Annotated in this window: 9 protein-coding genes; 3 read left to right on the forward strand and 6 right to left on the reverse strand. The window is 47.5% G+C overall.

Annotated elements, in window-relative coordinates:
- Positions 1–2: 2 nt before the first annotated feature.
- The 5 genes from esaA to BXO87_RS06225 all read right to left on the reverse strand — a co-directional run bounded on the left by esaA (position 3) and on the right by BXO87_RS06225 (position 9,549).
- A complete protein-coding gene (gene esaA / locus BXO87_RS06205; protein ID WP_076851266.1) occupies positions 3–3,113 on the reverse strand; it encodes a type VII secretion protein EsaA in 3,111 nt (1,036 codons plus the stop codon).
- Positions 3,110–7,585, reverse strand: a complete 4,476-nt coding sequence (gene essC / locus BXO87_RS06210) for a type VII secretion protein EssC (protein WP_038459677.1) — start codon at positions 7,583–7,585, stop codon at positions 3,110–3,112. Before essC ends, esaA begins: the two co-directional genes overlap by 4 nt.
- 54 nt (positions 7,586–7,639) lie before the next feature.
- Entirely contained in the window at positions 7,640–8,926 is a 1,287-nt protein-coding gene (essB, locus tag BXO87_RS06215; RefSeq protein ID WP_038460878.1) for a type VII secretion protein EssB, read from the reverse strand.
- Between the two features lie 14 nt (positions 8,927–8,940).
- The gene (gene yukD, locus BXO87_RS06220) at positions 8,941–9,180 is read right to left on the reverse strand and encodes an ESX secretion system protein YukD (RefSeq protein WP_007408690.1); all 240 of its coding nucleotides are present in this window, start codon (positions 9,178–9,180) and stop codon (positions 8,941–8,943) included.
- 75 nt (positions 9,181–9,255) lie between these two features.
- Complete coding sequence (locus tag BXO87_RS06225; protein ID WP_015418116.1) at positions 9,256–9,549, reverse strand: WXG100 family type VII secretion target; 294 nt, start codon at positions 9,547–9,549, stop codon at positions 9,256–9,258.
- Positions 9,550–9,864: 315 nt separating this feature from the next.
- Here BXO87_RS06225 and BXO87_RS06230 point away from each other — a divergent pair, with 315 nt between their 5' ends.
- The 3 genes from BXO87_RS06230 to BXO87_RS06240 all read left to right on the forward strand — a co-directional run bounded on the left by BXO87_RS06230 (position 9,865) and on the right by BXO87_RS06240 (position 13,123).
- The gene (locus BXO87_RS06230; RefSeq protein ID WP_007408691.1) at positions 9,865–11,094 is read left to right on the forward strand and encodes a PucR family transcriptional regulator; all 1,230 of its coding nucleotides are present in this window, start codon (positions 9,865–9,867) and stop codon (positions 11,092–11,094) included.
- A 103-nt stretch (positions 11,095–11,197) separates the two neighbouring features.
- Positions 11,198–12,328 (forward strand): alanine dehydrogenase, encoded by a 1,131-nt coding sequence (gene ald / locus BXO87_RS06235; protein ID WP_003152011.1) that lies wholly within the window; start codon positions 11,198–11,200, stop codon positions 12,326–12,328.
- Between the two features lie 117 nt (positions 12,329–12,445).
- Entirely contained in the window at positions 12,446–13,123 is a 678-nt protein-coding gene (locus BXO87_RS06240) for a YukJ family protein (protein ID WP_038459680.1), read from the forward strand.
- A 44-nt stretch (positions 13,124–13,167) separates the two neighbouring features.
- Here BXO87_RS06240 and BXO87_RS06245 read toward each other — a convergent pair whose 3' ends face one another.
- Positions 13,168–13,383: an MbtH family protein gene (locus BXO87_RS06245; protein WP_038459683.1), complete on the reverse strand. Its 216-nt coding sequence runs from the start codon at positions 13,381–13,383 to the stop codon at positions 13,168–13,170.
- Positions 13,384–13,395 lie beyond the last annotated feature (12 nt).

Consider the following 13,395-nt stretch of genomic DNA (forward strand, 5'->3'; position numbering starts at 1 on the left):
TGTTACGCCTCATAAGACTGATCACTTTCCTCCGTTTTTTCCGCAAACAGCCGAATGACGAGCGGAAGCGCCGCCGCAATCAGCGTAATAATCGCAAGAACCGTTACCCCCATCGCAAACAGATGGCCCGTTCCGTATTGAATATCGATATAGACTTTCGAAACCGGACTGTCAAAGGTGAAGTTCGGCATAATCAGGTCGATCAAAGGCGCCACATAAAAGAGAATGAGCGCTGATGATGCGATCCATCCGGTAATCGAACCGAAGACAAAGGCTGCCCGGATAAAAGCTGAACTCGCCGCAAGCAAGAGAATCGTAAAGACTGACCATTTAATCGTCTGATCGTCCGGAAGCGAGTAGATATTCAGACCGAACAGACTGATCATCAATCCGACCATAATGTTTAAAATCCCAAAGAGCGCGCCTTTGACAAGAAGCGGCGCCTGCTGATAATACGAGCTGAAATAGCCGATCAGAAGACTGCTGATCAGGACGATCACCAAAATGACGACCGGCGGAACATTCTGAACCCGGTCTTCCGGCACCTCTCCGCTGATTTTAAGCGGGTTGGCGAGATAATCGTAAACGTAGCCGTTTTCCTGTCCGTCAACGAGCGCGTTCCCTAAAATGCCGTACACGTCATTTCTGATCAATTTCGTGGAATCGACGTTTTTGCCCCAGTTGCTGTTCAGGGTGTCCGCTTTATGCTGGACGTCATTTACGCTTTGCTGCATATTGTCGGTATAGCTGATGATGCCGGACTGGCGTTCTGACAGATGGCCCATCGTGTCAGACATTTGCAGGACTTCGCGGCCGACGGTATCCTGAGCGCCGAGCGCCATCGTTCCGGTTAATCCGTCTCCGCTGAACGCGGCCGCTTCCTGCACGGCGCCTTCAGCCAGCTGATCGGATGCTTTCGCCGCGCTGTCTGAAATGCTGGCGAGCTCATCGAGCACTCCGGCTTGTTCATCTCTGATATAGGTACTGTAGTTATCCGAGAATTCGGTCATGCCTTTAATGAAATTGCTGATGTCTTCATCTGTCTGCATCTTGTTGTTTTTCAGGTTTTCCCAGCTTGCCGTTTCCACCGGTTTGATGGCGAGAACGGTTTGAACTTCGCCTTGCTGGGCTTTCAGCACCCTGTTTTTCACATCAGGCAGCGAGCCCGCGTCAAGAGAGTGATAAAGTGTCGCCTCATACAGGGATAAATCATTATAGTAACTCATTAAATCGGATATTTCTTTTGTATTGATGTCAGCGGCAAATATCTGTTCAAGAGCAGATTTGCGGCCGCCATCCAATGACGGGTAGTTCAGAATGTTCTGTTCTGTTTTTACAATCATTCTGTAAATGGTATTGAAGTCTTGTTTTCTCTTTTCTACTGTTTTTTCAAGATCTTCCTGTAATTTCTCCGCCCGTTTTTCAACTTTGGCAATCTGCTTTTTAAGGCCTTGGATTTCTTCATCAAGAGCATCGAGACGTTTTTTCAGTTCTTCATTATGAGTCTGCTGTTTTTCTTCCAGCTCTTTTTCAATTTGCTGAATCCGCTCTGCGGCTTGGTTCAGCCTTTCTTTCGCCTCAGATATGTCCGTGCCGCCGTCTCCTTCAGAATCGTTCGGATCGTCCGCCGGCTCATCAGCAGGCGGAGTGACATTTTTAGCGGCTGTCGCGGTTTGGACGGTTTTTGGCTCCTGATCGCCTGTGTTATCGGAAGCGGGCTGCTCTTCTTTTGTGCCGTCTTCCGTTTTTCCGTCTTCTCCGGAATTCGTTCCGTTATTCGGGTCGGTATCGCCGGAGTTTTCACCGTCATCGCCTTGGTCCGGTTTTTCCTTTTCCGGTTCTTTTAATCCGTCAGAAATGTGATTGATTTCAGCGGAGATGCGTTTTAATTCGTCACGCTGATCGTCAAGGTCAATTTTCAGATCGCCGGGTTTTTCTTCTTCCGGTTTTTCTTCTTCTTTCGGTTCATCCGATCCGTCATCACCCGGGTCCTTTTCCGGAACGGTTAATGCCGGCCGATCCCTTTTCATAAGGGTTTGGATGCTGTTCAATGTTTCAAATCTTGCTTGAGCTTTATATTGAGTCAAAAAATTGTTCAGTAAATTGGATTGAATATCTGCCATCCCGTGTTCCTGCTCAGGAACCTGCGCTTCTCTCACCTGTTGGGCGGCAAGAAGAGCCGATCCCGTCTGGTCAAGCTGTGTCTGCGCCCGGTTTATATCTGAAGACAGCCCGCTCATCATCGTGCTGAACTGGTTGGCGGCCTGCTGTGCTTTAATGGCATTCAGTCCGGTTGTGATTTGCTTTTGATTTTGTTCCTGCGCGGCCATCAGCAGTTTTTTCTGATTTTCTTGATATTGTTTATAGCGCTCGACCGTATCGGCAAAGTCTTTGAGCGTGGTTTTGGCTTCATCTGCCGAAGTCAATTTTTCTTTTGCCGCGCCCTGCGCCTCATTCATTGATTTTTTCAGTTCGTCAATCAGATCTTTTTGCCGCTTGATTTCACCTGCCAAGTCATTGGAGCTCGGCTTGTAAAAATTGTACATGACGTTTTGAAACTCTGATTCTTTATTGACGATCTTGTCAAAATCACCTCGGACATTGTTCACTTTTTGTGAGACGAAATTCCAATATAATGCCGACATTTTTTTATTCATTGATTTTTGGGCGTCTTCTAGCTCACGCTGCACCTTTTCTTTGTTGACGGCGTTCAGGTTGCTTTGAATATTGAATGTCAGCGTGGCTTTTTGCGGACGCTCCTTGTCATAGCTTAAGATATCTTTTGAAAAATCGGATGGAATGTAAACGACGGCGTCATACTTCTTAGCCGCCAGACCGTTTTCAGCCGCGCTCCTGTTGACAACCGTCCATGAATAATCCGGACGGCCGCCGAGAGCGGCCGCTACTTCTTTGCCGAAATGGACGGATTCCTCTTCCTCATTTTCATCTGTTTGTAAGCCCATGTCTTCATTCACGACTGCGATTTGACGGGTGGCGTTGATTTTTTGTTTTCCCGGGTCATCGCCGATAAACCGGAAAAACAGCACCGGCAGCAGCAGAATGATGACGACCGCGGCTACTAATTTGATCAGGCTTTTTCGTTGTTCAGTCATCTGACGGCCTCCCTTTCCGCTGAACATAAAGGTATTTGGATTTTTTGCTCCTTCCCGTTTTCAACCAAATAGCCGAAGCCCGGCTGAATGTCCGGTTCCTGCCTTTGGTAAGGCAGCGGAATGACATTTTGTTCAGATTTTTTCACAAGCAGCATCGCGTGGCGGATCTGTTTCATTTCCGTCGTTAAGGAATCATAGCCTTTTGAGAATTCGCTGTGATTGCCCGCCGGGATAAAACTGAAGCCCACATGCGCGTACGATTTCATAAACATCGCCAGCTTGTCCTGAATGGCGGTGTCGATCGTCTGCTGGAATCTTGTAATGCCGTCGGCCATTAACACGACCGGAGAGAAACTGAGTTTGTGCACATCGCCATTTTTGACGGCCTGCGCATACTGAGCTTCGCGCTCCGTGAAAATGGCTTCTGCCGTTTCGATCCACTGCCGGACGTCTTCTTTTGTATCCAGATAGCTGACCTTTGTTTCCTGCGCATACTGCGACAGTCCGCGGTCAATCGAGTCAAACAGCCCCACCCGTTCCGTACCTTCACGCAGCAGGTGATTCAGCATCACTTTCAGGATGTTTGTTTTTCCACGCTGTGTCTGGCCTAAGATAAGACAATGTTTATTTTTGCCCAGATCAAAGTACACAGGGCTGACCTTTTCCTCATGAAGCCCGACAGGAATGCGGAACGGTTCTTGATCCGGCCCGAGACGGAGTGAAAATTCGCCGGCCGTCAGCCTATCCGGAAGCATCGGAATCGGGTCTGGGCCCGCTGTTCCGGTGTGGCGCTCAGCTAATGCTTTGACATCGGCTTTCAGCGCCTGGAACATCTCGAGGTCATTTTCCGCTTCAGCCGGAAGACACATTTGCGCGAAATACAGTTCTTCTTTTTGGATCATGACGCGGCCCGGGATCGGTTCGAGACTGAACGGCGGACGCCCGTAAATGGAGTATCCTTCCGACTGATCCATTAAATAATGGACGACTTTCGTTTTTATGTTGTTTAACAGCGACTGGCGGACGGCGTTTACCCTCGTTGCGGTCAGCAGGAAGTAAATGCCTAAGCTTTGCCCGTCGCGTGAAATCTGGATAAATTCCGTTTCTAATTCATGCATTTCATCTTTTACGATGTCGAAATTGTCAATTGTGATAAATATAAACGGCAGCTCTTCTTCACTGAGGGAATTGTACATTTTGATATGGCTGACTTCTTTTTCTCTGAACAGCCGTTTCCGCCGCTCGATTTCTTCCTTGATGCGGATCATGAATTTTTCGATCTTTCTCATTTGATCCATTAAGAAATAGTCTGCGGTGTGCGGAAGCTTTGCCAATGGCAAAAGCGTGCCGTTTCCGAAATCAAAGATGTACATATGAAGCTCTTCCGGCGTGTATCCTTCCGCGAAGTTCATCAGGAAGGTGATGGCAGCCACTGACTTGCCGTAGCCGGATGAGCCGAAAATGCCGATGTTGCCGTCATCCATCATCGTATAAGCGAGAGGCGCCTGTCTTTGCTGATCAGGCTCATCAACGCAGGCGATGAAGAAGCGGTCTTTTTCCTGCGCAGGGTAAAGCGTGCGCGGGATACGTTCGGCAAGCGGCGGAAGCCACGGGCTCGGCAGCTTTTCAATGCCCATTTCATTTTGAATCCGCTCGATTTCTTCGACTACGGCTTCTATTTCTGCCGGGGCGTCTTTTTTCGCCGCATCATCCGCGTCCACCTCAGACAGCGGAATTAAGCCGGTGTCGGTAACGATGGCAATGTCATCCTCGGTGCCGTATACATCTTCCATGTAAGGGGCGCCGCTCCAGGCAGACTGGAACTGCTCATACACTTCGTTATTTCCGACTTGCAAGTAGCCGCGTCCGGTGACCGTAATATTCGCCGCATCACTGTTTTTCAGGATTTCTTTACTGTCACTTGCATCCTGCACTTTCAGCGCGACCTTAAAGCGTGAGTTGCTCCATATTTGGTCGTCAATGATGCCGCCCGGCTTTTGCGTGGCGAGAATTAAATGCACACCAAGGCTCCGTCCGATGCGGGCCGCGCTGACAAGCTCCCTGATAAAGTCAGGCTCTTCGCTTTTCAGCTCGGCGAATTCATCTGAAATCAAAAACAGGTGCGGCATCGGAATATCCGTTTCTCCCTGTTTATACAGCTTTGTATAGTCATTGATGTGATTGACGCGATATTGATCGAACAGCCGCTGCCGTTTTTTCAGTTCGCTCTTAATGGATGCAAGCGCCCTGATACTGAAGTTTCTGCTTCCTTCAATATTCGTGATGGTCCCGAGAAGGTGCGGCATTTTGCGGAACGGCTGCGCCATTCCTCCGCCCTTATAGTCAATCAGCAAAAACGCCGCTTCATGCGGGTGAAAGTGAACTGCCAATGACAGGATGTACGTTTGCAGAAATTCACTTTTCCCGGAGCCGGTCGTTCCCGCCAGCAATCCGTGCGGCCCGTGCGCTTTTTCATGCAGGTTTAAATAGACGATGTCGTCTTTTCCTTTATAGCCGATCGGAACAGCCAGCGATTTTGCAGACTCACTTGTCTCCCACTTCTGCCTGATGCCGATTTCTTTTACTTCCTTCGCATGAAACAGCTCCAGAAATGAGACCGTTTCAGGAATGGAATTCGTCATTCCGACCTGATGGTGCAATGTCCGAAGCGTCCGGGAAAACCGCTCGTTGTTTTTCCGTTCGTGCCTGTCCAGCTTAAACGGGATCTGCACCGCTTTTTTCTGCTGAATGAGAATGTCTCCCTCATCTTCATTAATGTAGCGGACGAGGGTGTGAATGTTTTCCGCCAGGCTTTCCTTCGTTTCCGCGGCGATGATTGCCGAGATGCCGAGATGCTCATGCCGGCCTTCGATGTATTCTAAAATGACGTGCTCTGCGATCAGCTGCTGATTTGTGATGACAAAGACAAAATGCGGCTGGAAGATCTTCTTTTCTTTATCTTCTTCCAAATCCCGCTCACGCAGCAGCTCGTAAATGGACGATAACAATTGATCGCGGGTCTGTTCATTGTAAATAAATCCTTTCGCATACATATGAGGCAGCTGAAATTGCGGCAGCCACTTCATCCATTCCCATTCCTTATATTCGTCCTCATGAAAGATAAAGACAAACCGCAGGTCATGGTAGCTGTTGAAGAACGCGAGCTGGCCGATCAGCTGGTGAATTTCATTTTTGACGATCTGAGGTTTCCCGACAAGCCCCATCGGCCCTTCTTGTAAATCAACGGTCACGGGCGCATGGCTGATATCTTTATACACACGCTGCATGTGCTGCGACTGCTCCATCAAATCATCCACATCACGGTTCGCAAGGTCTCCGCCGCTCATTGAAATCTCGTAGCTTGCCGGGACCGTGCCCGTTCCAAGCCGAAGCATCAGAAAATCCCTGCTTTCCAGCGATTTCTCCCAAATGCGGCCGCTGATTTCAGAGGTTAAATATTTCATTTTTTCAAACGGGGGAAAATGATGCGTCAGCACTTGCAGCTGTTTTTCCGACAGCGCCTGAAGTTCTTTCCGTTTGTTTTCTAAATACTGCTTGTACACACGCTCCCGCTTCTCCTCCCGTTTTTTCCGCTGGTTTTTTTCACGGAAATACTGCACGGTGGAGGTAATGAGAGTCATCATAAACATCGCCAAAGAGACTAGGATGAATATGCCCCTCGGCTGTATAATGGCGACAACCCCCATTACAATCAGCATGACCACAGGAGGCAGAATGACGAGCCACAGCCCCCGGTTATTCTGTTCGCTTTCCTGCGAGGGAAAGCTGAATGAAACGCGGTCTTCTGGAAGATCGTAGACCATGCGCGGCGTTCTTCGGTATTGCGGGTATTTCTTTTTCGTTTCGGTGCTTGGTTTTACCGTTTTGGTTAAACCGGTTTGAAGCTTTTCGTGATGAACGACTTCTAAAAGGTCGTCCTCCGTCAGCCTCACACGCAGAAAATTCCACAGCAGCTCATCTCCCGTCCGGAGCCTTTCGGGAGCTTCTGCAAGCTTTCCGTTCACATAAACGTCCTGGCCATCAGGGACAACAGACCAGCATCCTCCCGACTTTCGCAGATAAAAAGCCCCTGTTTGAGCGGAGGACGGCTCTTTGTATATATCCGCTTCCTCTGTTTCTGATGAGAAAACGATCTCATCCTTCCCGCCGATAAAATAAACGGAGGATTCTTCTTTGTCAGGGGTGAGCAGAAGCCGCATCGTCTCTTCTTCAATCCGGCAGGGCATTTCATTTCCTATTGTCAATTCGCCGGCACAGTTATTTCCCTGGAAAACATCATAACGATCTGTTTCTTTTCGATAAAGGGTTGCGGCGTTTTGCCGTAACGGAAGTGTGCCGACCGTGATTGTATCTTTCATATCCGGACCGATCGTAATCGGCTGAGACGGCGGGAGTTCAGACAGCTGAATCTTTTGTACGTGCTCTCGGTAAAAAACCCATAACAGACTCATATGGCGAACCTCCTGACAGCCTGATCGTTACCTGCGGCCATTTGATGTGTGCTGTTATTTTTTTTCATCTTTTTTCTCATCTTTCTTGTCGTTCTCTTTATTATCTTTCGCTTTGTCTTGTCTGCTCTCATCCTGTCCGGCGGAAGCTTCGGCGGTGTCACCGTTTTCCTCCGCATCTTTATGCTGCTCCTCCGCCTCTTTTTTCGCCTTCGCAAGCTCGCTTTCCACGGCATCCAGTTCTTTCTGCTTTTCGTCGTCTTTCATACTGTCATCCGCTAATAATTGCTGTTTATATTTTGTAAGTCCGAGCCAGATGTACGGGTTGTACTCAAGATTGCGGCCGATTTTGATGGCTTCTTCATTTTCCCCTCTGCCGATATCAATCCAATAAAGGAAGTGCTTCGGGTCTGATTGCAGCGTCACCAGATTCCCGATGTTTTTCCGCTGCTCTTCCCTCAGATTTTCAACTGCCACATAAGAAGAAGCAAGCTCGTACTGGACAGATTCCGGGAGGCTTTCCGCATCGTATTTAGCGAGTGTGTCAATGACTTTGCTGTACTGCTGATTTAAAAAATAGCGGTTGCTTTCTGTAATTGCCTCTTGCTTTGGCTGGGCGAAAAACAGAACGTATAAGGAGTAAAGAAGTGTCGGCACAAGGAGGACGGCAAGCGCCAGACCGGCGTATCTTTGGATTTTCCATTTCTTTTTCGGCAGTTTTATGTATGTCTTGTCCCTTTCTTCGAGGGAATCAATTGCGGTTTGAATGGTTTCTTCCAGTTCTTCAATCGTCTCCGCCTCTAGCACGCTTTTCACCTCAGGAGAGAAGTGAAGCGTCTCCTTGTACTTCAAATATTCATCGAAGGTGTACGCCCCGTCAGCTGCAAGCGCCGCACAGGCTTTAAGCTCTTTTAACACCCTTTCTCTATCTTCCTCATAAGGCGGAAGGCTCTCCTTTACGCCGTAATGAAGAAAGTAAGGCGTCAGCGCTTTATCAAACACGATATTTTCAGGGGCGGCAATCAGATTGAGACGTTTCAGCTTATGCTGTTTCACGGCTTGGACGAGACGGTAGGCAAATTGCCACCTGCTTTTTTTATCTTTTCCTTTTATATAGCGGAAAGCCTGATAAGAAGAAGGAGGTTTGATTGTGATGGTTACTTCGTCTTCTGAAACTGAGACCTCTTTTTGAAAAAAAGGATCAGCATCTTTAATCACGTTTGCTTCCAGCCCGTCAAGAAGCTTGATTTTTTCCCGCTGGAAGGTGAACGTGAAGCCTGATTCGGTTTCTTCCCGGACGGAGTCTAATTCTGTTTCTAAATAAGATCGGTTATGACCTGTCATTCCACCATGTCCTTTCATAAAATTTCAAGGCGGTCTCCGTTCGTAATGCCGCAGTCAGATAGCTTTTGTTCTCCGGAAAAAACCGCTTCTTTATTGACCACTCTGATCCAATAGCCTTCACGCGGCGGAACGGATACATGCTGAGCCTGCCGGGCAATATCGATGACTTTTTTCACAGAATGGTAATCTGACAATCTGAGATCGAAGACGCTGCCGTTATAATGTGTTAAATCTATTGTAATATCGATATACATATTCATATCACCCTTACATAGAAAGAGCGCCGTCTTCTTGATTGAATCAGGCGCTCCGTTTCTTCATTCATCTTATTATCCGCGAATTTGGTTAGCGATATCTTGGTCAGTAGACTCAAGCGTATTTGCCGTTTGATCGAGCTGATGATTCACATCTTGAAGCAATTCAGACATTTTAATAAATGAAGGTTTCAGCTGCTCATATTGATCTGCAAATGCTTCACTTGAAGCACCTTCCCACATGCTTTTCAAATCAGAAATCATGCGGTTCAGGCGGTCAACCTGATTCATGACTTCCTGACTTTCAACGCCATATTGCTTAGCCATCGCTCTTAGCTCTTCGGGTGTGACACGAATTAATCCAGACATATTCCTTATACCCTCCTGTGTCATCAGCCTAAATATGGGCTAATTCACTTATTTTTTGAACGTCATTATTATAAAAACAACCATTCGGCACAGTCAAACAAATCTGTTTTAATTTTACAAAATGAGTCTTATGATATATTGGATTTTTCGGTATATTTACACATTTTGTAAATGAAGTAGTATGATTTTCTTATTATTTTCGTTTTCATCGAATGATCTTATTGTCCTAGTCTATTTCCCTGCAAAGATGCCTTTCAGTCTGAAAAGCAAGATGGTAAGATCAAGATATGAAGCTATGAAAAAGTAGGGATACAGATGACCAATCCAAAGGATCCATTTAAGTACAGTTTCGACAGGCTTGAAGATGTTGCCGACCATATCAGTGAAGTTCTTCAATGCCCCATTACAATAGAAGACGTTAATCATAAACTGCTTGCATACAGCACGCACAGCGATTGTACAGATCCGGCCCGGACGTCGACGATTATCGGGCGGAGGGTGCCGGAGAAAGTCATCAACAAACTGTGGAAAGACGGAACCATTCCGGCTCTTTTAAAAACGGACCAGCCGATCAAAGTGAAAGAAATTGACGAGGTGGGACTAAGCAACCGCGTGGCGATTTCCATCTGGAAAAACAGTCAGGTTCTCGGATTTATTTGGGCGCTTGAGATCAAAAAAAAGCTCAATGACGAGGACCTGAAGACACTTCAGCTGGCAGCCAAAGCGGTGCGGAACAAACTTTTGCACCTGCAGATCCGCAAAACGAAAATCGAAGAGCGGGGCCAGGAGTTTTTTTGGAAAATGCTGACCGGCCATATTTATCAGGAAGCCGAGATGGCCGAAGGGTTTCATAAGCTCGGAATGGCGCTGCCGTCCGTGTTCAGCGTCATGATCATCCGTTTACATGATGAGCTGACTGAAAAGACGGAACAGCAGCTGCAATATTTGCAGGAAACGACACAGCAGATTCATGTCATGCTGGCGACTGTCGATTCAAATGAATTAATCTTATTAGCCGCGCCGAAAACCGATCAGCCTTTTAAAGATGTAAAGCACTTCGCCCTTCATATTCAAAAACAGCTGAAGGAACGATATAAAATTGAGGATGCGTCGATTGCGGTCGGCGGTATTTACGAATCGATTTCTTACGTTTACCGCTCCTATCAGGAAGCGCTTTCCGTATTAAAAGCGAAAGAGCGGTTTGTGAGAGAAACCAAACACCTTTTCAGCTTCTCGGAACTCGGCATTTATCAGTACCTGGATGTGTTGGATGAAAAACGCAAGCACAGCGGCTATATGAACTATTCCCTCTCAAAGCTTGAGCAGTATGACAGGGAGCACCAAGCCGATATGGTAAAAACGCTCGAACATTTTATTGATGCCGACAGCAACGTCAACACCGCCGCTAAAGCGCTTAACATCCATGTCAATACATTGAATTACAGGCTGAAAAGAATCAGCCAGATCGCAGAAATCGACTTAAAAAATGTGAATGAAAAGTTTACGATTTACCTTGATATCAAACTTCGCAGCATGGGTTCGTGAAATTTCACAAATCCGTGTTTTTTTATTTTCTGTTTCAAACAAAGAATTTTCGCAAAAATCGCGCTACACTTGAAGCATCACACAAACATTGGGGGAAACAGACATGATTATCGGGGTTCCAAAGGAAATCAAAAACAATGAAAATCGAGTGGCATTAACACCTGGAGGCGTTTCGCAGCTTATCGGAAACGGCCATCGGGTTCTTGTGGAATCCGGAGCGGGACTCGGAAGCGGCTTTACAAATGAAGATTATGTATCAGCAGGGGCGGAAATTCTGGAGGACAGAAAGCAAGTATGGGATGCGGAAATGGTCATGAAGGTAAAAGAACCGCTGGCTGAAGAGTATGCGTATTTCCGTCAAGGTCTGGTCTTATTCACTTACCTTCATTTAGCTGCAGAGCCGGAATTAGCTAAAGCGCTTACAGAAAAAGGCGTGACAGCTATCGCGTACGAAACGGTAACGGACGGACGTTCCCTTCCGCTGCTTACGCCGATGTCCGAAGTGGCCGGCAGAATGGCCGCGCAAATCGGGGCTCAGTTTCTTGAAAAACCAAAGGGCGGAAAAGGAATTTTATTAGCCGGCGTACCGGGTGTATCCCGCGGAAAAGTCACGATCATCGGAGGGGGCGGCGTCGGAACAAATGCCGCGAAAATGGCTGTCGGACTCGGTGCCGATGTGACAATGATCGATTTGAACGCAGACCGCCTGCGTCAGCTTGATGATATTTTCGGGCATCAGATTAAAACCTTGATGTCAAACCCTGTAAATATTGCAGATTCCGTCGCGGAAGCGGATCTTCTGATCTGCGCCGTGCTCATCCCGGGAGCCAAAGCGCCGACTCTCGTTACGGAAGAAATGGTTAAACAAATGAAACCGGGTTCCGTCATTGTTGATGTTGCCATCGATCAGGGCGGCATTGTGGAAACCGTTGATCATATTACAACCCACGATAATCCGACTTACGAAAAACACGGCGTCGTTCACTACGCTGTCGCCAATATGCCGGGCGCCGTACCGCGTACGTCTACGCTCGCATTAACGAATGTAACCGTTCCTTACGCGCTTCAAATCGCCAATAAAGGCGCGGCACAAGCCATTGCAGACAGCCCTGCGCTTAAAGCGGGCTTAAATACGGCTAACGGACATGTCACGTATGAAGCGGTAGCCAAAGACTTAGGCTATGACTACGTGCCTGCTGAAAAAGCAATGCAAGGTTCGGCTGCAAAAGCTTAATAGATATGAAGAGGACAGCCTGATCAGCGGGCTGTCCTTTTTTCTTTCTCATAAAAGGAAAAACGGCCCCCTGTCTCGAATATCAATTCATATCCCGAAAGAAAAAGGAGGATTCATATGGCTGTTCAGCACTATGGTGTATTAAAAGGCACTGTGTCAGATATGAAAAGGGAAACAGATGATGATTCTCCGCATTTTCAAGTCGAGGTGCTAGGCGAGCCTGATACGCGCTATCGCTGTGCGATCAATGTCATGTCAAGTTCAAAAGAATCAGAGGTTCTGTATGCGGCACGCGATCATTTTGACGCAAGCGCGATCACCCTGCTGCCCAACATTCCGTATGGATATACCCCAATTGATGAAACCAGCCGTGAGCTGGCGCTGGATTATGTCCGCGGCGGATTGTTTGATCCCCGGAACATGGTGCCCCTCCCGCATGAAGTCACCGGTCCGGATAATGACTTAAATGACTTTATTGAGACGTACATGCAAAAAGCCAAATCAGAAAAAGCCACCGTCTATATTTACGGCTCTAAATTCGGGCCGGAGCCGGGCGCTGATAAGATTTTCAGGTTCAAGCCGACAAACGGCATGCATAATATTCATATGAATCAGGGAAACCCAATTGATACACGCTGGAAGAAGGATAACGGAACGTGGCACGACGGCGGTATTTTAATCCAGTTTGCAGACCAGTGGGCCGCGGTCTTTTTGGCTTTTCTGTCTCAGTCATGGTGCACGAATGAAGAAGGCCACCCTTATACATTTTGTGATCATACACAGCTTAACGGCTGATGTCCGCATAAAAAGCCTGCCGAAATAACGGCAGGCTTTTCTTATTACATTTTAGCGGCTTCGGCCTGATTCAAGCTTTCTGGCCTCATATCACGCCAGTTTGTTTCAATATATTTGAGACAAACGGGGCGGGTTTCATTCGTGAGGCGGGTTTCCCAGCCGTCCGGCACATCCAGATAGGCCGGCCACAGTGAGTACTGGCCTTCAGCATTGACGAGCACGTGGTATGAGCCGTCTTCCCGTTCAAATGGATTTGTCATATCATCTCTTTC

The sequence above is a fragment of the Bacillus sp. GZB genome (genome assembly GCF_001975995.1).
Taxonomy (GTDB): Bacteria; Bacillota; Bacilli; order Bacillales; family Bacillaceae; genus Bacillus; species Bacillus velezensis.